This is a genomic window from Pseudomonas sp. S09G 359 (assembly GCF_002843605.1).
Lineage (GTDB): Bacteria > Pseudomonadota > Gammaproteobacteria > Pseudomonadales > Pseudomonadaceae > Aquipseudomonas.
Genome location: NZ_CP025263.1, coordinates 3,009,373 through 3,029,733 on the forward strand (window position 1 = coordinate 3,009,373; position 20,361 = coordinate 3,029,733).

Here is a 20,361-nt window from a genome sequence, read left to right on the forward strand (position 1 = left end):
GTCGCACCGCCCCTCCAACATGCGTGAAGTCAGGCCCGGTGCGCGCCTGTTCAGTCAACGCGTTCGAAGATCCTTGCGATGTCTTCGCGGGAAAATACGCCTTTGCCAGACCCCTCGACCAATTCGAACGTACCATCGGCGTTGACGGTAATGCCGGACGAACTGGCGAGCGTCACTTTCGCGCCTGAGCGAGGGTCGAGCAGGTCGCGGATCGGTTGCTCGCCACGGTACGTTTGCCCGATGGTAGTTGCCATGCCTTGCAGCGAGTCTGAATTGATACCTCCGACCAGGATGACCTGGCTGTCATTGTTCAATGAAGCCCGCAATGTGTGCATCAGCTGCTGGGTGTTGCCACCGCGCAGGCCCAGTTCCAGGCTGCTGCCACCCAGGTGCATCAGCGTGCGCGTCTGGTAGATGGCGCCGTTCCAGCCGCTGAGCACCACCAGTGCCGAGCAGTCAGACAGGCCGCGGGTCGAAAGCACGTCGCTGCGTGTGTCCAGCGTTATCGACTCACTCATCTCGACATGCACGGTTTTGCTCGGTTTCGGCGGTGCAGGGGGCTTTATCCGGCGGGTCGAGGCGCCCGGTTTTTCCGCTGGCCGGTTGGCCTGCTGGAGTTTGCTCGCGGCGACGAGGTCTGCGCCCGTGTCGAGGTCACTGCCCAGAAACCGACGGTAGCCGTTCACGAGGCTTTGTTGAAAGGGCCCGCATTTGCTGAACGTGATAGTGCCGGTCTGCGTCGGGCCTAGCCGTGCGTAGTAGAACTCGCCGACATCCGCCTCCACCACCAGATACGTGTCGGCGCCACTGGTGACGACCACCCCCCTGACCTGGCGCTCGTCATCACTGGCGTTGCTGATCTTTTTCAGCCTGACCACGCGCGTGTCTTTGGCCCATGCGCCTTCGGTGCCAGCTGAATACAAGCCGAAGCCCGGATCGGCAACGATTTTGCCATTCACTTTCTTTCTGTAGGTAATGCGCTTGGCAGTGGTGCCGGGAACCAGCCGAGGCCCGGTATCGGTGTCTACCATAATGTGCAGGCGTTTTTCATAGATCACCGTTTTGCCCTTGTTGAGTAACCCCGCTTTTGATGGAAACAGTTGGACATGTTCCATGGCCTGGAGCTGGGCGGCGGGCATTGGCAGGTCCGCAATACTCTTAGTGAAACATTCATCGCTGCCCCCACGACGCGCGCGCCCACTCGTCGTGGGAGCAGGGCATGTCGCTTCGAAGCTTTCAAGCGGGTCGTTATGCCCAGCTGATTCGAGGTCGGTCAAAATTCCAGGTTTGTTTTGCTGGTAACGGTAGACCTTGCCGTCACTCACCACGTCATAGCCATTGGCGCGTGGCAATGTGTAGGCCGTTTTGCTGAAAGGCTGTCCACGGGCTGGCACCCGCACGTTGCCCACCACCGAGAACAAGGTATTGACTGCTCCATCCAGCGCGCTGGCGGTGCCCTCCGTGCGCTCGCGCTGGGTGTCGCCGGAAGCGGCCTTTTCAATGCCCAGGCCAGTCTCTGCAAGGCTGGTAGCGACGGCGGTGCCGACCACTGCCGGCTCGGCGATCACCGCGAGCTTGCTGACAAGCCCCGCTGCCACTGTCAGGTCGTTGAGCCAGGTGTCCCGGCTGACTTCACCATTGGACTTGATCAGCACATCCGCATCACTGCTCATGCGCAGTCGGGTAGCGTCCCGCATGGCGCTGAATACATCACCGTGAATGACCTCGTTGGTGCGGTCGATTACGGTGCCCTCCATCGAGTCCCAGTAGCCTCTGGACAGGTATTTGAAGGACGTGTCCACGCCTTTGTCGGATTGCTCGTCACCGGTGATGAACGCTTTGACGCCGCTCCAGAAGCCGACGCTGTTGTCTTGCAGGTGCCTTAAGGAGAAGTGCGATTCCATGGCTTTGCGCGTTTTATCGTCACCGCCTTGGGCGGCGACCCACTCATCCATTTTCGTCAACGAGGCAAACCGCAGAAACGCTGGTTGATGGCCGGGCACGTAGAGTATTTGCACGCCATCACGACGGTCGCGCAATGGCGGGAGGGTGCCGTCGTCAGGCGCGGTAAAGCGCAGGATATCGTTGGAGCGGTAGCCGTTGATATCAAACGCATGAACGTGCACCACACCCTTTGCCGGGCTCTGGGCCTGTAAGTGCGCGACCGTAAGGGGCTGCTTTCGGTCAAGTGGCACGTTGGCTGCAGCGCCCATGACGAGGCGATAGTCTTCGCGGGTAAAACGCTGCTCTGCCGGCATCTTGTCACGCTCGGCGGGTGATGCCTGTGTGTAGTTCTTGAGCTGTTGGCGGGCGCGGTGGATAAATTCACCTTTCAACGTGGTGCGGTAGTTATCGCCTTGATCGCGCCAGAAACGCGCTTGCATCTGGGTGATGCGCGCCTGGAAATCAGTCTTGCGCGCTTCCTTCATGATATCTGACGGCAGCAGCGCAACCTGGTTGTGTGCGCCGTAACCGCCCTTTTTGCTGTGCCCGGCACCTACCTTGTAAACGCCCGCCAGTTGGTCGAGCACTCCGGGCAGTTGGTCGTGCTCGCTGAAATTGCTCAGCAATGCTTGCGGCAGTGGCTGGGAAAGGCTCGGCTCTTCATTCAGGTGTTCCCAGCCGGTGACCGTGTCGGCGTTTTGCGCATGCCGGAAGCGGTTCAAGAACAGCGTGTCTGGATCTTGCTGCGGTGCGCCGAGCTTGGACAGGATGTCTTGCGCCCACTGCCTGGCCACCGCGCGTGGGTAGGGGAGTGCGGCTTGCACGGCCTGCGCCAATTTCTTGTAGTTGGCCTTCTCACGCTCGCCAGGGGGGACCGCCAGCGGGTGTCCGAACCCTGTTGTACGCACGGAAGGACGCGGGCTTTGTCTGCTATCTGTCTCATCAACGCGGTATGACGGCCCAGGCGGGAGCGCCTCCCCGGTGTATGAATCGAAGGGATACACCGGCGTGGCGGTAGACGGACTGATCGCAAGCATAGACGACGGACTCCAGGGAAATTTCAACAGCACAATGGGCAGAGGGGACTGCTATGAGTGATGAAAGCGCCTGCGTGGGTTCCCGACGTTTTTAGCGGTTTTGCAGGCTACGCTCCATGCGTTGCAAACCCTCTTCCAGCATTGCCCGTGGGCAGCCGAAGTTCAGGCGCACGAACTGCTGGCTGTCGTCGCCGAATTCGATGCCGGCGCTCAAGCCGACCTTGGCCTGTTCGAGGAAGAACTGCTGTGGGTCGTCCAGGCCCAGGGCGCTGCAGTCCAGCCAGGCCAGGAACGTGCCCTGCGGTGCATGCATCACCACACCGGGAAGCCGGTTTTGCACCGCGTCGAGCAGGTAATCGCGGTTGGCTTGCAGGTACTGCTTCAACGCGTCGAGCCATTCGCCGCATTCGCTGTAGGCGGCGCGGGTGGCTTCCAGGCCCAGGGGGCTGACGCTGTCAACCATGCCGCAACGGGCGTTGTTGAAGCGCTCGCGGATCTCGGCGTTCTGCACCACCGCAAAGCAGGTCTTCAGGCCGGCGACGTTATAGGCCTTGCTCGCCGACATCAGGGTGATGGTGCGCTGGGCGATTTCAGGGCTGAGGCTGGCGGTGGGGATATGGCGGCGGCCGTCGAAGCATAGCTCGGCGTGGATTTCATCGCTGATGATCAACGCGCCGTGTTCCAGGCAGGCGTTGGCCACGGCCAGCAGTTCTTCGCGGGGGAATACCTTGCCCATCGGGTTGTGCGGGTTGCTCAACAGCAGCGCGCCAGCGCCGTTCAGAGCCTGGTGCAGGGTTGGCAGTGGGGTCAGGTATTCGCCATTGACCAGCTCGAACGGCACTTCGATACGCGGCAGGTTCCAGTGCCCGGGCGCCAGGCGGATCGGCCTATAGTTGGGGGTTTGCAGCACCACCGGCTGGCCCGGTTGCACAAAGGCGTGCAGCGCCATGTTGAAACCCGGTTCTACGCCAGGCAGAAACAGCAGGTCTTCCGGCTGCACACGCCAAGCGTACTTGGCCCACAGGTCGGCGATGATGGCCTCGCGCACATCCGAGCCGGCCACGCTGTAGCCGAGGATCTGCTGGTCCAGGCGCGCATGCAAGGCCTGCAGCACGGCAGGCGGCGCGGCGATGTCCATGTCGGCGATCCACATCGGCAATACGTCGGCGGGGTAACGGTTCCACTTGGTGCTGCCGGTGCCGTGGCGAGGGTGGATCGTGTCGAAATCAAAGCTCATGAGGGGCTCGTGTCAGGGAGGCGGGCAAATAATGGCGCCGATTCTAGCTGATGGGACAGGTGTATGGAGATCAAAATGTGGGAGGGGGCTTGCCCCCGATAGCAGTGTGTCAGGCAAAGCTATTGAGACTGATACACCGCCATCGGGAGCAAGCCCCCTCGCACATTTGGATTTCTATAAGCCCTGGCTGGCACGAATCAAGTCATAGGCCTTGCGCGCAATCGGGTTGGCCGTGTTCGGACGAATCCACAGGTAATAGGTGACGTCCGGCAGCCGTGGCAGCCCGTCTGTTTCACCCAGCACGCGCATATCCGGACCGAGCATTTCCATGCTGCGCGGGGTCACACCCAACCCCGCACGGGTGGCGGCCTTGATACCGATCAGGTTCGACGCCAGGTACGCCTGGCGCCAGGCAATATTTGCCCGCTCCAGCGCCTCCAGGGCGTAGCGCCGGTAGATGCTCGGCTCGTCCACCAGGATCAGCGGCAGTGGTTCGCTCGGCGAGTGAATGTACTGCGCCGAGCAGATCCACCACACCGGCGAGGTGCGCAGCGCAAAGCCTTCCAGGTTCGGGTCGGCGCGGGTGGAAATCACCATGTCGACCTTGCCACGGTGCAGGTCGTCCATCAGGAACGGGCTGCGGCCCACGTCTATCTCCAGGCGCAGGCGCGGCGCGGAGCGGGCGATATGGCTGAGGATCGGCGGCAGGATGGTGTCGGCGATATCGTGGGGCGAGCCGATGCGCAGCACGCCACTGAGGCTGCTTTCACGCAGGGAATTCAACGCGTCATCGTTCAGCGAGAGCATCTGCCGTGCATGACGCAGCAACTGCATGCCCGGCTCGGTCAGCTGTTTTTGCCGGCCGCGTTTCTCGAACAGGCTCACGCCAACCTGTTGCTCCAGCCGCTGCATATGTTGGGTCACAGACGACTGGGTACGCGCCAGGTGCGTGCCGGCTTCGGCGAAGCTGTGGTGGTCGACCACCGCGATAAAGGTGCGCAGCAGTTCAAGGTCGAGGGTGGACATGGCCATTTCCAGGGGCAGTTTTACATCAAGGGTGCGAAGTTAAACATTACATATATTTATGTATTGCTGAAAAAGTTTTTTGCGTGGATCAATAAATATTGGGTTATTCCAAAATGGTAGGCCGTGCTGATACGGCAAGTTATAACGATATGAGATATTTGCATTTCCGTTGGCCTCGCACTCTCCCTAGCATGCCCCTCCATCAGGTCGGGGTACGCCGATCATCAGCCAGGGGGAAGTCCAATGAAATTCAAGAAATGGTTGCCGGTGGCCCTGGGGTCGATGCTCGCCTTGGGCGGCAGTGTGGCGGCGCAGGCCGATGCGACCCTGGACAAAATCGAGCAGCGCCACGTGCTGGTGGTGGGGGTGTTGTTGTCCGGCGGGCCGTTCGGCAGCATCGACCCGGCCACGCAACAGCCCAAGGGCTTGAATGTGGACCTGGCCAACGAACTCGGGCGCCAGCTCAAGGCCCAGGTGCAGCTGGTGCCGGTACTGCCGGCCAACCGCGTGCAGTTCCTGCAACAGGGTAAGGTCGATTTGCTCATCGCCAATATGGAATGGACCGCCGAGCGCGGTGAAATCCTCGGCTTTGTGCCGACGCCGTTCTATCGCATCGGTGGCGCCGCTGCGGTGCTCAAGGACAGCAAGATCGCCCGCTGGGAAGACCTCAAGGACCAGCCGGTATGCACCTCCCAGGGCAGCAGCTACGTCAAGCCGCTGACCGAATTCGGCGCCCAGCTCAAGGCCTTCAAGAGTTCTTCCGAATCGCTGCTGGCCCTGCGCGGCAACAACTGTGTAGCGGCGGTGCATGACTCCACGTTGATCAACCCGCTGGTCAATGACAGCGCCGAGTGGAAGGACTACCGCGTGATTGGCCCCGAACTCAACCCGGCGCCTTCGGTGATCTGGACGCGTCGCGGCGAAAGCGACACCCAGGCCAAACTCGACCCGATCGTCAAGGAACTGCACCGCAGCGGCTGGCTGATCGAAGCCCAGACCCGCAACCGCATCAGCCCGGCCTCGCCGGCATTGGTGGAATTGCAGCAACAGTTCAAGGGCGCCTGAGCATGTCTGTGAAAACCCTTGCCGCACTCGGCCTGGCCCTGTGCGCCGGCTTCGCCCAGGCTGACGCCACCCTCGACAAAATCCAGCAGCGCCACGCGATCAGCGTCGGCGTGATCCTCAGTGGCCCGCCGTTCGGGACTATTGACCCCAAGACGGGCGAGCACCTGGGCTACAACGTCGAACTGGCCAAGGGCATCGGCCAGGCCCTGGGTGTCGAGACCAAGACCGTCTCGGTACTGGCGCCCAACCGCGTGCAGTTTTTGCAGCAGGGCAAGGTCGACATCCTGATCGCCAATATGCAGTTTACCGAAGAGCGCGCCGAGATCCTCGACTACGTGCCCACGCCTTACGAAGAAGTCGGTGGCGCAGCGTTGATTCGCAAGGGTGCCGGCATCACCCAATGGGCCGACCTCAAGGACAAGCCGGTGTGCGTGTCCCAGGGCAGCAACTTTATCAAGCCGCTGCAGGAAACCTACGGTGCGCAGATCAAGGCGTTCCGCAGCCAGTCCGAATCGCTGTTGTCGCTGCGTGGCAATGGCTGCGTGGCGGCAGTGCACGTCAGCCCGACCATGCATGCGCTGCTCGGGGATGCGGAGTGGGCCGGGTATGAAATACCGCTGCCGGGTGACTTGATCCCGTCGAAATCGGTGATCTGGATTCGCAAAGGCGAGCACGACACCCAGGCCAAGCTCGATGCCATCGTGCGTGAGTGGCATAAAAGCGGTTTCCTGATTGCCCTCGGCGAGCGCACCGGCATGGCGCCGTCCCAGGCCCTGCGTGACCTGCACGAGCAGTACAGCCATGAGTGATGCGTTGTTCGCCACCTTGCAACAACTGCTCGGCGCGGCCCATGTACAAACCAGCGATGAAGCGGCGCATTACCTCACCGACAAGCAGGGCCGCTACAGCGGCCGGGTGATTGCGGCAGTGCACCCGGCCAACACGGAAGAAGTCGCGGCAGTGGTGCGCGCCTGTGTGGCATTGAAGGCGCCGATCGTGGTGCAAGGCGGCAATACCGGGCTGATGGCCGGCGCCACACCCGATGCCAGCGGGCGTGCGGTGTTGCTGCTGCTCGACCGCATGAACCGGGTGCGCAACATCGATACCGACAACGATACCCTCACGGTGGAAGCCGGCTGCATCCTGCAGACCATCCAGGACGTGGCTCGCGAGGCGGATCGCCTGTTTCCGCTGAGCCTGGGCGCGGAGGGCAGTTGCACCATCGGCGGCAACCTGGGCACCAATGCCGGCGGCACCGCAGTGCTGCGCTATGGCAACACCCGCGAACTGACCCTCGGGCTTGAAGTGGTGACGGCCGAAGGGGAGATATGGCACGGCCTGCGTGGCTTGCGCAAGGACAACACCGGCTACGATCTGCGCGATTTGTACATCGGCAGCGAAGGCACCCTGGGCATTATCACCGCGGCGACCTTGAAGCTGTTCCCGTTACCCAAGGCCCAAGCCACCGCGCTGCTCGCGTTTGATGCGTTGGCGCAGGCCGTTGCATTCCTGTCCCATGCCCGGGCCGGGTTTGGCGCCAGCCTTACCGCGTTTGAGTTGCTGAGTGCCGATTGCCTGGCACTGCTGCGTGAGCAATTTCCAGACGGCCCGCAGCCCTTCAATGCGGCCAGCCAGCCCTGGTTTGCCTTGATCGAACTGTCGGATAACCACGGCGAAAGCCATGCGCGCGAGGCCTTCGAGCACGTCCTTGGCGAAGCCTTTGAACACGCGCTGTTAAGTGATGCGCTGATCGCCGAAAGCCTGACGCAAAGCCAAGCCCTGTGGCTGCTGCGCGAGAACATGAGCGAGGCGCAGAAACGCGCCGGGCGCAATATGAAGCACGATATCTCGGTACCGATTTCCCAGGTGGTGGCCTTCGTTGCCCATACCGACGCCTTGCTCCAGCAGCATTTCCCTGGCGTGCGCAACTTCACTTTCGGCCATTTGGGCGATGGCAACCTGCATTACAACGTGGCCCATCCGCTGCAATCGACGGTGGACGCGCATATGGCCCACTACGCCGAGCTGAGTGCCCTGGTGCATGACAGCGCGCACGCCCACGGCGGTTCGATCAGCGCCGAACACGGCATCGGCCAGCGCAAGGTCGGCCTGCTCGGCCGTTATAAAAGTGCCGTGGAGCTGGACCTGATGCGCCGTATCAAGCAGGCCCTTGACCCGCATAACCTGCTCAATCCCGGCAAAGTCCTTGAGGTACAGCCATGACCGTCCGCCTGTCCCGGCGCGTGCAGCGGGTGTCGCTGTCGGCCAACGCCGCCGCCAAATCCCGCGCCACTGAATTGCGTGAAGCCGGCCGCGATATCCTCGACCTCACCACCGGCGAGCCGGATTTCGATACCCCCGAACACATCAAGAAAGCCGCCTATGCCGCCATCGCGGGCGGCGCCACCAAGTACACGCCGACGCCCGGCGTCAAAGCCCTGCGCCTTGCCGTGCAACGCAAACTGGCCGAGGAAAACCAGCTGGACTACCCGCTGGCATCCATCGTGATCGCCAACGGCGCCAAGCAGATTATCTTCAATGCCTTTGCCGCCACCCTGGATGACGGTGATCAAGTGCTGGTGCCGACGCCGTACTGGCCGTCGTTCCCGGACAGCGTGCGCTTCAACGGTGGCGAGCCGGTGTTCATCGAGTGCGGCCTGGAACAGGGCTGCAAGCTGCTGCCGGCGCAGTTGGAGCAGCACATCAGTGCGCGCACCCGCTGGCTGATTCTGAATGGCCCCGGCAACCCCAGCGGCGCGGTGTACAGCGCAGCCGAGTTGCAGGCGTTGGCTGCGGTGCTGCGTCGCCATCCTCAGGTGTTGGTGCTGTTGGACGAGCTGTACGAACACATCCGCTTCGATGGCCGCCCGGCCCAGAGCCTGCTCAATGTTGCTCCGGACTTGCAGGACCGTTGCCTGCTGGTGGGCGGTGTGTCCAAGACCTATGCCATGACCGGCTGGCGCATCGGCTTCGGCGCTGGGCCCAGAATCCTTACTGACGCGATGGCTGTGGTTCAGTCGCAATCCACTTCCGGCGCTTCTTCGGTAGGGCAGGCGGCTGCATTGGCGGCGTACAGCGGCGGGCTGGAGTTTCTCGGGGAGCAGGTCGCGGCCTATCAGTTGCGTCGGGACATTTTGCTCGCGGCGTTGAAAAACGTCGAAGGCCTGGAAGTCCTCGAACCCCAAGGTGGCTTCTTCGTATTTGTGCGTTGCGCCGGCTTGCTGGGGCGCCAGCGCCCGGACGGCCAGCGCATCGACAACGACGCTGATGTGGTCGCCTGGCTGCTGGAAGCGGGCGTGGCCGGTGTCGCGGGCAGTGCCTATGGGCTGTCGCCGTGGTTCCGTTTGTCCATCGCCACCGCGACCGACAGCGTAGCCGAGGCCGGGCGGCGCATCGCCGCCGCCTGCGAGCAATTGCAATGATGGAATTGTTCGTCCACTGGGCCGCTGGTATCGGCCTCAATTACACCTTCCTGCTCGACGCCTACCAGCGCGGCAGCCTGGTCCAGGGCGCGTTGACCACCGGCCTGCTGTGCCTGTTCACCATCATCGGCAGCCTGCTGGCGGGCATCAGCCTGGCGGCGATGCTGACTTCGGGCAACCCGTGGCTGGCCAAGCCGGCGCGGGTGTTTATCGAAGTCACGCGCAATACGCCGACCCTGGTGCAGCTGTACTGCGCGTTCCTGGTGCTGAACATGCTGCTGACCCAGGCCGTCGGCGCCGCTAACCCGCTCACGCCGTTTGCCTGGGTGGTCATCGTGATTTCGCTGCACAAGGGCGCATTCCATGCCGAGGCCTTGCGCGCCGGGATTGAAGCGGTGCCCACGGTAACACTGGAAGCCGCCAGCTCCCTGGCCTTCAGCAGCCGCCAATTATTGTGGAATGTGCAACTGCCGCTGGCGCTGCGTTTCGCCTTGCCGTCGCTGATCAACAACCTGATCGACCTGGTGAAGATGACCGCCGTGGCCTCGGCCATTGCCGTGGGCGACATCACCTACGCGGCGATCATGATCTGGACCCAGAGCGACAACGTGCTGGAGCTGATGATCCTGATCCTGGGCTTTTTCGGCCTGCTGAGTTTTATCGTCAATTGTGTGGGGCGCTGGCTGGAAGCGCGCCTGAGGATGCCCGGCTATGGCCATTGATTCATTCCCGGTGCTGTCGGCCTTATGGCAGTGGTCGCCCGCCCTGATTGCCGGTTTTGGCCAGAACATTCTGATCAGCCTGTTGGCTATTGCCATCGGTTCGGTACTGGGCCTGCTGATTGGCGCGCTGGCGTTGTCGCCCCTGGGCTTCGTGGCGCGGCTGTGGGTGCAGGTATTTCGCAATGCGCCGTGGCTGGTGTTGATCTACTTCACCACCTACGTGTTTCCGTTCGAGATTCATATCGGCAACAGCTACGTATCGTTCCCCGATTGGGTCAAGGTCACGATCGGGCTGGCCTTGCCGGCCAGTGCCAACGTGGCGGAGATATTCCGTGGCGCCATCGGCTCAATCCCCAGCACCCAGTGGGAAGCCGCGCGCTCGCTGGCGTTTACCCGGGGCCAGTTGTTCCGTTCGATCATCCTGCCGCAGTGTTTCAAGCGCATGTTGCCGCCGTGGATGAACCTCTACGCGGTGGTCACCATGGGCACCGCGCTGGCCTCCCTGGTGGGTGTGCATGACGTGATCGACACCGCGCAGATCGCCAGCAACACCGTGAACATGACCGGTTTTACCGTACTGATCTACCTGAGCCTGCTGGTGCTGTTCTTTGCCTACTGCTACCCGATTTCCCGCCTGACCCAACACCTGGAGCGTCGTTATGCCTTCTATTGAACCCCTGGTGAGCCTGCGCGATGTGCACCTGTCATTCGGTGCCAACCCGGTGCTCAAGGGTATCGACCTTGACGTGCTGCGTGGCCAGGCAGTGTCGATCATCGGCCCGTCGGGTTCGGGCAAATCGACGATCCTGCGCTGCATCACCGGGCTGTTGCAGCCCCAGCGCGGCAGCATTCGCGTGGGCCAGACCCAGGTCGACATCTTGGCCGGGGAAGCCCAGCGCATCGAGCTGCGCAAGCGCGTGGGCTTTGTGTTCCAGCAATACAACCTGTTCCCGCATTTGTCGGTGCTGGAAAACCTGGTGATCGCGCCGCGCAAGGTGCTCGGCCGCAACCGCGCCGATGCCGAAAAAGATGCACGGGCGCTGCTGGCCAAGGTGCGCATGGAGCACAAGGCCGATGCCTACCCCGGCCAGCTCTCCGGCGGCCAGCAGCAGCGCGTGGCGATTGCTCGTGCCCTGGCGATGCGGCCTGAATTGATCCTGTTCGATGAAGTGACCTCGGCGCTCGACCCGGAAACCGTCGGCGAAGTGCTGACGGTGATCCGCGAACTCACCGAAGAGGGGATGACCTGCGTGTTGGTCACCCATGAAATGCGCTTCGCCGAAGAGATCAGCGACGTCGTGTACTTCACCGAAAACGGTGTGATTGTCGAGCATGGCAGCGCCGCGCAGATTTTCCAGAACCCGGCCAGCGAACGCACCCAGACGTTCCTGCGCCATGCCCTGGGTGATTCGGGGCGCCGTGGCCCCATCGCTCACGATCCGTACCTGTTGACCAATTTGAGCCGTTACAGCCTGTCTGTCTGATAAGAGGAAACCCGTGATGAGTATCGAAAACCGTGCCGCCGTTATCGAAGCGTTCTTGCAGCAGATTCGCGTCATCAACAAGCGCGGCGTAGACCGTGCGGCCCTGGTAGAAATCGTCGGCCTGCTGGAGCAGCTTGCCGAGCGCCGCGACCTGTTCAACTTCGAGGCCTTCCCCGCTCCGGTGCCGGGGCAGGGCAGCACCGCGTTCCGCTATCGCCTGAATGACGACGGCGATACTCCGACCCTGTACCTGAATTCGCTGTTGCCGGGTAAAAGCACCATCGCGCACAACCACGAAACCTGGGCGATCATCAGCGCGGTGGAAGGCCAGGAAATCAACTACGTCTACGCCCGCAATGACGACGGCCGTGAGCCGGGTTTCACCACCCTGAGTCTTGAAAAAGAAGTGATCGTGCAGCCAGGCACCTCGATTTCGTTCCTCGGCGAAGACCTGCACGGAATCAAGGTTGAAGGCGAGCAGGCGACGCTGCACTTCCACCTCTACGGCTTGCCGCTGGAATCGCTCAACGGCCGTTACGGCGTGGAAGCGGACGGGCGCATCCTCAACTACAACGCCTCGCAGATGGCGCCGTCGATCAAGGCGTATGCCTGACACACCAGCTTTTTCAACTGTGGGAGGGGGTATGCCCCCTCCCACAGTTTGACCGCATCTATCCATGGGTTTTTATGATTGATCTTTATTACTGGCCAACCGGCAACGGCTTGAAAGTCGGCATCCTGCTCGAAGAGCTTGGGCTTGAATACCGCCTGCTGCCGGTGAATATCCGCGAAGGCGAGCAGCGGCAGGCGAGCTTCCAGCGCATCAGCGCCAATGGGCGGATACCGGCGATTGTCGACCATCGCCCTGACACCCCGTTGAGCCTGTTCGAGTCCGGCGCGATCCTCAATTACCTGGCCGACAGCGCCGGGCAATTCCTACCGCCGGCTGGCACTGCCGAGCGGCAAAAGGTGCAGGAGTGGCTGTTCTGGCAAGTGGGGCATATCACCCCGTACCTGAGCCAGCTGCAGCTGTTCAAGGAGAAGGCGCCGGAGCCGATTCCCTTCGCCCTCGACCTGTTGAATGCCGAGGCTACGCGCCTGTACCGCGTGCTGGAGCAGCGCCTGGCCGAAGTGGCGTACGTGGCTGGCGACTATTCGGTGGCGGATATGGCGATTTTTCCGTGGATTCAACCGCAACGCCAGGGCCAGGACCTGGCGCACTACCCGCATATCCACGCGTGGCGTGAGCGCATCAAGGCACGGCCGGCGGTGCAGCGGGCCTATGCCAGGGGCCGCGAAGTGGCAGCGGGCGAGCGCTCGTTGGCGTTGCAGTAACTCTTCTTTTAACTTGTTGGGACTTCCATGAGCCAGACCATCACCCCCAGTCAACTGCAACAATGGCTGTTCGACGGGCAGGAAATCGCCCTGTTCGACGTGCGCGAACACGGGCAGTACGGCGAGGCCCACCTGTTCCATGCGGTGAACCTGCCCTACAGCCGCCTGGAGCTGGAGGTACGCCGCCTGGCGCCCAACCCGCAGGTGCGCCTGGTGATCTACGACCAGGACGGCGGCACAGTGGCGGCGCGTACCGCCGCACGCTTGCAGGTGCTGGGCTACCGCCATGTGCACGTACTGGCGGGCGGTGCGGATGGCTGGCAAGCGGCAGGCTTGCAGTTGTTCGCTGGGGTGCATGTGCCGTCCAAGGCCTTTGGTGAGTTGGTCGAAGAGGCCAGCCACACCCCGCACGTCACCGCGCGTCAACTGGCCGAGTGGCAGGCGCGTGGCGAGCCATTGGTGGTGCTGGATGGGCGGCCGTTCGATGAGTACCGCAAGATGACCATCCCCGGTTCCATCTGCTGCCCGAATGGCGAGCTGGGCTACCGCGTGCATGATCTGGTGCCGGACCCGAGCACGCCGATCGTGGTCAACTGCGCCGGGCGCACCCGCAGCATTATCGGCGCACAGACCCTGATCAACCTGGGGTTGAAGAACCCGATTTACGCGCTGGAAAACGGCACCCAGGGCTGGTACCTGGAGGATTTCCAGCTGGAGCACGGCAGCACCCGGCGCTATGCCGAGCAGGTCAGCACGAACTTGGCCCAACAGCGCCAGGCCGCGCGGCAATTGGCCGAACGGGCAGGGGTGGTAACGGTGGCGGCGGATCAGGTTCGCCAGTGGGCCGATGACACCCAACGCAGCCTGTTCCTGTGTGACGTGCGTACCGCCGAGGAGTTTGCCCTCGGCACATTGCCCGGCGCACAGCACACGCCGGGCGGCCAGTTGATCCAGTCCACCGACCTGTACATCGGCGTGCGCCAGGCGCGCATCGTGCTGGTGGACAGCGATGGCGTGCGTGCGCCGATTGTCGCCAGTTGGCTGCGTCAGCTGGGGCATCAAGCCTATGTATTGCGCGACGGCATCGACAGTGGCCTGGCCTTGCCGCCGCTGCAGCCGGTGGCGTTTGAGGCGCTGCCGTTGATCAGCGCCCAGGCTCTGGCGCTGGAACTGAGCGACGTGAACCTGATCGACCTGCGCCCCAGCATGGTCTATCGCAAGGGGCATATTGCCGGTTCGCGCTGGTCGATTCGTGCGCTGCTCAATACCGATCATCGCCCGTTGGTGCTGGTGGCGGATGACCCGGCGTTGGCGGCGTTTGCCGCCGAGGGTTTGTCGGCGCGGTTGCTGGACGGCGGCTTCGCCTCCTGGGCCAGCGCTGGCTTGCCGGTCAACGAGGGCGCGCACACTTTGGCCGACGCGCAGTGCATCGACTTCCTGTTTTTTACCCACGACCGCCACAGTGGCAACAAAGACGCCGCGCGCCAGTACTTGGCCTGGGAAATCGGCTTGCTGGCGCAAATGAGTGACGCGGAAATCGCCAGTCTGAAGCCCCTGGCGCCACCGTCGCGGGTGCGCACGCGGTTGATCCACGCCGCCCGCACCGAAAAGGGCCACGGCGGGCGTGCGGTCAACGTGCCGGTCACGCGCCTGAGCACCGTGCTGTTCGACAACCTGGCGCAAATGCGCGATGCCCGCGCGCGCCGTGACGCTGAGCGCGTGCTGACCTATGGTGCCCGTGGCAACCCGACATCCCATGCCCTGGAAGACCTGGTGACCGAGCTGGAAGGCGGCTTCCGCACCCGCCTCTATGGCACCGGCCTCGGCGCCGCCGCCCAGGTATTCCTGGCCTACCTGCGCCCCGGCGATCATGTGCTGATCACCGACGCGGTGTATTCGCCGGTGCGCAAGCTGGCGCGTGAATTCCTGCAGCCATTCGGCATCGAGGTGAGTTATTTCGCAGCGGATGGCCAGGGCCTTGAAGCGCAGCTGCAAGCCAATACCAAGCTGGTCTACGCCGAAGTGCCGGGTTCGTTGCTGTATGAGCTGTGCGACTTGCCGGCGATTGCTGCGCTGTGTAAGCCGCGCAATATCCTGCTGGCCGTGGACAACACCTGGGGCGCGGGCTACCTGTACCGGCCATTGGCATTGGGTGCGGATATCTCGATCATGGCCCTGACCAAATACCTCGGCGGCCACAGTGATGTGATGATGGGCAGCGTCTGCACCACTGCAGCGGCCTGGCCGGCACTCGGCAAGATGAGCGACACCTTCGGCAATGCGGTCAGCGCCGACGATGCCTACCTGATCCTGCGTGGCGCGCGAACCCTGGCCTCGCGCCTGGATGTACACGAACGCCAGGCCGTGGACATCGCCCTGTGGTTGCAGGCGCAGCCGCAGGTCAAGCGGGTGTTCCATCCGGCCTTGCCCGAGCATTCGGGGCATGCGCTGTGGCGTCGGGATTTCAGTGGCAGCAATGGGTTGTTGTCGTTCGAGTTGGCGAATGCCGACGCCGGTTACCTCGAACGCTTTATCGATGGCTTGCAGCTGTTTGGGCTGGGGGCTTCGTGGGGCGGCTATGAAAGCCTGGTTACCGTGGCCGACACCCAGGACCGCCAGAGTGCGCCGGACCGCGCGCTGAACCCGGTGGTGCGCTTGCATATCGGGCTGGAAGATGTGGCCGCGTTGATCGAAGACCTACAGCGCGGCTTTGCACTGGCGGGGTAAGTGACAAGCGCTCCCACCCGAGGTGGGAGCGCTCGGCCGGTCAGTGCTTGACCGGCGTGGGCAGGGTCACCAGGTTGACGTAGCCATCCCAGAATTTCTGCTGATCCACGCCAAACACCACCTTGGCTTTCTGCGTGCCTACGGGGGCGCCTTTCTTGTAGCCCAGGGCGCGGCCGTAGTCGGCGCCGAACGTGGCGTCGACATCCACCCACATATCGCGGGATTCGGTGACGATCTGCGGGTTGACCAGGTACAGCGCCGGCAGGCTGTCCCAGGTGAAGCTGTGGTAGTTCGGGTCCTTGTCGAAAAGCGCGCCGAACTCGTGTTTGTAGAGGTCGGCAATTGCGCCTTTCTGGGAGATCACGCGTTGATACACCGACCTGTCGAAGGTGACTTTCTCGCACACGTCATTCGGGAAAATCACGTGTTCGATCGGCGAGCGCAACACGATCTTCGCCGCCTCCGGGTCGAACCACCAGTTGAATTCCGCCGCCGGCGTGGTGTTGCCCGGAATCTCCAGGGCGCCGCCCATGTACACGATGCGCTTGATCAGCGGCACAATGTCCGGTGCCGAGCGAATCGCCAGGGCCACGTTGGTCAGCGGGCCCACGGCCAGAATGGTGACCTGGTGCGGGTTGGCGCGCACGCTGTCGACAATGAACTGCGCGGCGGTTTCCTTGCGCAACTTTGTGTGGGTGGCCAGGCCATCCGGTGGCGCTACCAGTTGCGACGGCGAAGTAGGCCGCGGGTTTTTGAACGCCCCCGGCCAGCCTGAGCCGAACAGGGCTTTTTCCGCCGCGTAGGTGGCGTAGTCGTGCAGCAGCGGGTAGGCGGCGCCGGAGTAGACGCCGACGTCTTTTTCCACGCCCATGCGTTCCACGGCCTTGAGGGCGTCGACCTGTTCCTGATCGACCCAGGCGTTGCCGCTGACCAGGGTCATGCCCAGCAGCTCGATGCGTTTTTGCGCATGCAACTGGGCGAGCATGATAAAGGCCTGGCCGTCATCGTTGAGCACGTTGAAATCGGTGTCGAATATGACTTTTTCCGCCGCTTGGGCGGTGCCGGCGCACAGGCCGACTGCCACAAGCAGCGCACAGCTTTTAAAGAAGCCTTGCATGGTGATTCATCCGCAAAAATTGTTGTTGTTAACGGTTCACCAGTTTCGCCGGCAAGGCGATGACCAGGAAGCTGCTGAGGATCAGGCAGCCGGCAAAAAACCACAAGGCCCCCGCGCTGCTGCCGGTAACGTCGATCGCAACCCCCATCAATGAGTTGCTCACCAGGCCTGCGATATTCGCCAGCGAACAGGCCAGGGCGAAACCGGTGGCCGCGGCGGTGCCTTTGAGAAAGGTCGCCGGCAGGCTGAAAAACACCGGTACTGCGCCGATGATCGCCGCCGAGGCAATCGCGAACAGCGCCACGGTAGCCGCCACGTTATGGGTGAAAAAGGTGCTGGTGGCCATCGCTGCTGCGCCGATGAAAAACGGCACGATGATGTGCCAGCGGCGTTCACGGTGTTTGTCGGAACTGGCGCCGATCAGCAGCATGCCCAGCAGGGCGGCGACGCTGGGCAGCGCGGTGAGCACGCCGATATGGAAGGTGTCGGTGACGCCGGCGTTGCGGATAAAGGTCGGCATCCAGAAGCCCATGGCGTAGGCGCTGAGCAGGATCGAGAAGTCGATACCGCCGAGCATCCACACTTTGAGGTTGAAGAAGCCGTCGCGGAAGCTGTGCTTGCTGCCGGTAGCGTCGGCGTCGTCCTTGCGCAGTTCAGTGGCCAACAAGGCCTTTTCTTCGTCCGACAGCCATTTGGCTTGCTGGTAGGTGTTGGGCAGCGCCCAGAAGGTCAGTATGCCGAGCAATACACTGGGTACCGCCTCGATCAAGAACAGCCACTGCCAGCCGCGCAACCCGCCCATGTGGTCGAAGTGGCCCATGATCCAGCCGGACAACGGGCCGCCGATCACGCTGGACAGGGGCAGGCCGATCATGAACAGCGCAATGATGCGCCCGCGCCGATGCGTGGGAAACCAGGTGGTCAGGTAGTACAGCACGCCCGGCAGGAAGCCCGCTTCGGCGGCGCCGAGCAGAAAGCGCAGGATGTAGAACTGGGTAGTGGAGGTGACCAGCATGGTGCAGGCCGAGAGCAGGCCCCAGGTGATCATGATGCGCGCAATCCAGATTTTCGCGCCGACCCGTTCCAGCACCAGGTTGCTCGGTACTTCAAAGAGGATGTAGCCGACAAAGAACAGGCCGGCGCCAAGGCCGAACGCGGTTTCGCTGAACTGGAGCTGGTCGAGCATCTGCAGTTTGGCGAAGCCGATGTTGATCCGGTCCAGGTAGGCGGCTAGATAACAGAAGCACAGGAAGGGAATCAGCTTCCAGGTGATCTTGTGGTAAAGCGTGTTGACCGGGTCGGCGACCGTGGTCGCGGGCGCTGCATTCGCAATGGGCATGGGGTGTCTCCTGGCGGTGACTTATGGTTTTTATGTTGCCGCTGTGTTCCAGCACTTCGGAATGCTGTAGCAGCGACTTCCAAAGGCAGTGTCAGAAGACTGAGGTGGTCCGGGGTTCGCATTTCCCTGCGTGGCGAGCGAGCTTGTGCGCAGCGCTCCCAGCTTTTTTGGGGCCGCTACGCAGCCCAACGGGAGCAAGCTCCCTCGCCACAGGATAAGCGTCAACCTTGAGACCTCAGTGTTATGCAAGACCACGCTCTATGGCGCAGTTCTTAATAGCGTCTTATTGCTCCCTGAACTTGCGCATTGCCTCCTGCTTGCTCACCACGTCGCCATACTTGCTGTCGATATCGAACAAGTTGGCTTCATGGGGTGCCGGGTGCCGGTCGCCGACGCATTCGCGCACGACGATGGTGCGAAACCCGTGTTGCACCGCATCCACCGCCGTGGCGCGAATGCAGCCACTGGTGGAGCAACCGGCCAGTACTACGGTGTCGATGCCTTGTGCATGCAGCATCGGCGCCAGGCTGCTGCCAAAGAATGCACTGGCGTATTGCTTGGTGATCACCACCTCATGCTCCTCAGGCAGCACTTCGGTGCAGAACGCGGCGAGTGGGTTGCCTTCGACCATGTCCTTCATCACCGGGGCCTTTTTCACCCAGATTCCGCCATCGACGAAATGGCCGGGATGGTAGCGGATATTGGTGTGCACCACCGCAATCCCGTGTTGCCGTGCGCTGGCCAATAGCTCGACGCTTTCAGCCACGGCGGTGACTACACCCGGCGCAAACAGCGGCGCGCCTTCGGTGGTGTAGCCCTGCATGAAATCGATCATCAGCAGCGCGGCTTTTTTACCGAAGCCAATACGGTTGCCCCACACGCCCTGATAGTTGGCGTCGGCAGATTGTTGGTGCATGTGTTCGACTCCTCATTTTGGTATTACTCATACCCTGTTGTGGCAGCCGAGCTTTTTGTCGCGAGCGAGCTGTTGTGGCGAGCGAGCTTGCTCGCGTTGGAGTGCGCAGCGCTCCCGCTTTTTTTGGGGCCGCTACGCAGCCCAACGCGAGCAAGCTCGCTCGCCACAAAAAAAGCTCGGCCACCACAAAATCTCGGCCACCACAAAAGCTCATTCAGCCTGCTTAATAAGCGCCGGACAGCAGGGCGCCCGCTCCCGGCACGATAGGCTCCAGGTCCAGGGCCTTGAGCATCGCGTAAGTGGTGGCGATGGCGGCGGTGAGCACCGGTTTGCCGGTTTGTGCCTCGACCTTGGCCACTACCGGCAACGACTGCATCTGCACGCAGGCGGACAACACGATCACATCGACGCCTTCCAGGTTCATCCCGGCGACAATGGCCGGCAGCTTGGCCGGGTCGTGGCGGGCCACTTCGAGGTTGTCGGGGATTTCCAGCGCGCGCCAATCCACCACTTCAAAGCCTTCTTCGCGGATGTAGTTCACCACCAGTTCAGTGAGTGGCTTCATGTACGGTGCGACGATGGCGATGCGTTTGGCACCCATCACGTTGAGGCCTTCGATCAAGGCGCCGGCGCTGGTGATGACCGGGGCGTTGGCGTCGTTGTCGGCGGTGGCCTTGCGCAAGCGCTGCTCGGAGTTGCGGTGGTAGCCCAGGCCCATGGCCATGATCGCCACCAGGCAGGCATAGCCCAGCACATCCACCTTGGCGTCGGACAGCTCGACGGCGCAACGGTCGGACTCACCGTCCATGGCCGCCAGTTCTTCCTTGCGGACTTGCTTCATGCGCATGCGGCTTGAATGAAAGGTAAAGCGCTCGGGGCGGATGGCCTGGCGCGCGGTGAGCATCGCCGGGATCTCGGTTTCCATGGTGGTGTTGGAGCTCGGCACGATCTGGCCGATGCGGTAGAGCTTGTGCATGGTGGTCTCCATTC

The 20,361-nt window shown here is 62.4% G+C and carries 17 protein-coding genes; 10 read left to right on the forward strand and 7 right to left on the reverse strand.

From position 1 onward, the window contains the following. Positions 1-50: 50 nt before the first annotated feature. The 3 genes from CXQ82_RS13470 to CXQ82_RS13480 form a co-directional block, all read right to left on the reverse strand. Positions 51-2,981: a dermonecrotic toxin domain-containing protein gene (locus CXQ82_RS13470; protein ID WP_157832157.1), complete on the reverse strand. Its 2,931-nt coding sequence runs from the start codon at positions 2,979-2,981 to the stop codon at positions 51-53. A gap of 91 nt (positions 2,982-3,072) precedes the next feature. Further along, positions 3,073-4,218, reverse strand: coding sequence for a MalY/PatB family protein (locus tag CXQ82_RS13475; protein ID WP_101269694.1), 1,146 nt, complete (start codon positions 4,216-4,218; stop codon positions 3,073-3,075). Between the two features lie 174 nt (positions 4,219-4,392). Further along, the gene (locus CXQ82_RS13480; RefSeq protein WP_371917344.1) at positions 4,393-5,244 is read right to left on the reverse strand and encodes a LysR substrate-binding domain-containing protein; all 852 of its coding nucleotides are present in this window, start codon (positions 5,242-5,244) and stop codon (positions 4,393-4,395) included. A 243-nt stretch (positions 5,245-5,487) separates the two neighbouring features. On the opposite strand from CXQ82_RS13480, the gene CXQ82_RS13485 reads away from it, so the two are divergent. The 10 genes from CXQ82_RS13485 (at position 5,488) to metC (ending at position 15,999) form a co-directional block, all read left to right on the forward strand. Further along, positions 5,488-6,309: a transporter substrate-binding domain-containing protein gene (locus CXQ82_RS13485; RefSeq protein ID WP_101269698.1), complete on the forward strand. Its 822-nt coding sequence runs from the start codon at positions 5,488-5,490 to the stop codon at positions 6,307-6,309. A 2-nt stretch (positions 6,310-6,311) separates the two neighbouring features. Then, the gene (locus CXQ82_RS13490) at positions 6,312-7,118 is read left to right on the forward strand and encodes a transporter substrate-binding domain-containing protein (RefSeq protein ID WP_101269701.1); all 807 of its coding nucleotides are present in this window, start codon (positions 6,312-6,314) and stop codon (positions 7,116-7,118) included. After that, complete coding sequence (locus CXQ82_RS13495) at positions 7,111-8,532, forward strand: FAD-binding oxidoreductase (protein WP_101269703.1); 1,422 nt, start codon at positions 7,111-7,113, stop codon at positions 8,530-8,532. The genes CXQ82_RS13490 and CXQ82_RS13495 overlap by 8 nt, the downstream gene beginning before the upstream one ends. Beyond that, positions 8,529-9,731 (forward strand): aminotransferase class I/II-fold pyridoxal phosphate-dependent enzyme, encoded by a 1,203-nt coding sequence (locus CXQ82_RS13500; RefSeq protein ID WP_101269705.1) that lies wholly within the window; start codon positions 8,529-8,531, stop codon positions 9,729-9,731. The genes CXQ82_RS13495 and CXQ82_RS13500 overlap by 4 nt, the downstream gene beginning before the upstream one ends. Then, entirely contained in the window at positions 9,728-10,453 is a 726-nt protein-coding gene (locus CXQ82_RS13505; protein ID WP_101269707.1) for an amino acid ABC transporter permease, read from the forward strand. Before CXQ82_RS13500 ends, CXQ82_RS13505 begins: the two co-directional genes overlap by 4 nt. Continuing rightward, positions 10,443-11,126: an amino acid ABC transporter permease gene (locus tag CXQ82_RS13510; protein ID WP_101269709.1), complete on the forward strand. Its 684-nt coding sequence runs from the start codon at positions 10,443-10,445 to the stop codon at positions 11,124-11,126. Before CXQ82_RS13505 ends, CXQ82_RS13510 begins: the two co-directional genes overlap by 11 nt. Further along, on the forward strand, positions 11,113-11,937 hold the full coding sequence (locus CXQ82_RS13515) for an amino acid ABC transporter ATP-binding protein (RefSeq protein ID WP_101269711.1): 825 nt from the start codon (positions 11,113-11,115) through the stop codon (positions 11,935-11,937). The genes CXQ82_RS13510 and CXQ82_RS13515 overlap by 14 nt, the downstream gene beginning before the upstream one ends. Positions 11,938-11,953: 16 nt before the next feature. After that, positions 11,954-12,550, forward strand: coding sequence for a cysteine dioxygenase (locus tag CXQ82_RS13520; RefSeq protein WP_101269713.1), 597 nt, complete (start codon positions 11,954-11,956; stop codon positions 12,548-12,550). A gap of 74 nt (positions 12,551-12,624) precedes the next feature. Further along, entirely contained in the window at positions 12,625-13,272 is a 648-nt protein-coding gene (locus CXQ82_RS13525) for a glutathione S-transferase family protein (protein ID WP_101269715.1), read from the forward strand. Positions 13,273-13,299: 27 nt separating this feature from the next. Continuing rightward, a complete protein-coding gene (metC, locus tag CXQ82_RS13530; protein ID WP_101269717.1) occupies positions 13,300-15,999 on the forward strand; it encodes a cystathionine beta-lyase in 2,700 nt (899 codons plus the stop codon). A gap of 40 nt (positions 16,000-16,039) precedes the next feature. Here the strand turns inward: metC and CXQ82_RS13535 are convergent, their stop codons facing one another. From CXQ82_RS13535 to CXQ82_RS13550, 4 genes are all read right to left on the reverse strand, one after another. Continuing rightward, positions 16,040-17,116 (reverse strand): nucleoside hydrolase, encoded by a 1,077-nt coding sequence (locus tag CXQ82_RS13535; protein WP_101269719.1) that lies wholly within the window; start codon positions 17,114-17,116, stop codon positions 16,040-16,042. Between the two features lie 28 nt (positions 17,117-17,144). Continuing rightward, positions 17,145-18,455 (reverse strand): MFS transporter, encoded by a 1,311-nt coding sequence (locus CXQ82_RS13540; protein WP_101269721.1) that lies wholly within the window; start codon positions 18,453-18,455, stop codon positions 17,145-17,147. A 283-nt stretch (positions 18,456-18,738) separates the two neighbouring features. Further along, on the reverse strand, positions 18,739-19,371 hold the full coding sequence (locus CXQ82_RS13545) for an N-carbamoylsarcosine amidohydrolase (RefSeq protein ID WP_101269723.1): 633 nt from the start codon (positions 19,369-19,371) through the stop codon (positions 18,739-18,741). A gap of 223 nt (positions 19,372-19,594) precedes the next feature. Further along, complete coding sequence (locus tag CXQ82_RS13550; protein ID WP_101269726.1) at positions 19,595-20,347, reverse strand: Asp/Glu racemase; 753 nt, start codon at positions 20,345-20,347, stop codon at positions 19,595-19,597. Positions 20,348-20,361 lie beyond the last annotated feature (14 nt).

Excerpts from the sequence above, each read along its gene's own strand:
- CXQ82_RS13535 (WP_101269719.1), bottom strand. The coding sequence starts at position 17,116 with ATGCAAGGCTTCTTTAAAAGCTGTGCGCTGCTTGTGGCAGTCGGCCTG.
- CXQ82_RS13540 (WP_101269721.1), bottom strand. The coding sequence starts at position 18,455 with ATGCCCATTGCGAATGCAGCGCCCGCGACCACGGTCGCCGACCCGGTC.
- CXQ82_RS13520 (WP_101269713.1), top strand. The coding sequence starts at position 11,954 with ATGAGTATCGAAAACCGTGCCGCCGTTATCGAAGCGTTCTTGCAGCAG.
- CXQ82_RS13480 (WP_371917344.1), bottom strand. The coding sequence starts at position 5,244 with ATGTCCACCCTCGACCTTGAACTGCTGCGCACCTTTATCGCGGTGGTC.
- CXQ82_RS13505 (WP_101269707.1), top strand. The coding sequence starts at position 9,728 with ATGATGGAATTGTTCGTCCACTGGGCCGCTGGTATCGGCCTCAATTAC.
- CXQ82_RS13495 (WP_101269703.1), top strand. The coding sequence starts at position 7,111 with ATGAGTGATGCGTTGTTCGCCACCTTGCAACAACTGCTCGGCGCGGCC.
- CXQ82_RS13475 (WP_101269694.1), bottom strand. The coding sequence starts at position 4,218 with ATGAGCTTTGATTTCGACACGATCCACCCTCGCCACGGCACCGGCAGC.
- metC (WP_101269717.1), top strand. The coding sequence starts at position 13,300 with ATGAGCCAGACCATCACCCCCAGTCAACTGCAACAATGGCTGTTCGAC.
- CXQ82_RS13470 (WP_157832157.1), bottom strand. The coding sequence starts at position 2,981 with ATGCTTGCGATCAGTCCGTCTACCGCCACGCCGGTGTATCCCTTCGAT.
- CXQ82_RS13550 (WP_101269726.1), bottom strand. The coding sequence starts at position 20,347 with ATGCACAAGCTCTACCGCATCGGCCAGATCGTGCCGAGCTCCAACACC.
- CXQ82_RS13545 (WP_101269723.1), bottom strand. The coding sequence starts at position 19,371 with ATGCACCAACAATCTGCCGACGCCAACTATCAGGGCGTGTGGGGCAAC.
- CXQ82_RS13525 (WP_101269715.1), top strand. The coding sequence starts at position 12,625 with ATGATTGATCTTTATTACTGGCCAACCGGCAACGGCTTGAAAGTCGGC.
- CXQ82_RS13490 (WP_101269701.1), top strand. The coding sequence starts at position 6,312 with ATGTCTGTGAAAACCCTTGCCGCACTCGGCCTGGCCCTGTGCGCCGGC.
- CXQ82_RS13500 (WP_101269705.1), top strand. The coding sequence starts at position 8,529 with ATGACCGTCCGCCTGTCCCGGCGCGTGCAGCGGGTGTCGCTGTCGGCC.
- CXQ82_RS13485 (WP_101269698.1), top strand. The coding sequence starts at position 5,488 with ATGAAATTCAAGAAATGGTTGCCGGTGGCCCTGGGGTCGATGCTCGCC.
- CXQ82_RS13515 (WP_101269711.1), top strand. The coding sequence starts at position 11,113 with ATGCCTTCTATTGAACCCCTGGTGAGCCTGCGCGATGTGCACCTGTCA.
- CXQ82_RS13510 (WP_101269709.1), top strand. The coding sequence starts at position 10,443 with ATGGCCATTGATTCATTCCCGGTGCTGTCGGCCTTATGGCAGTGGTCG.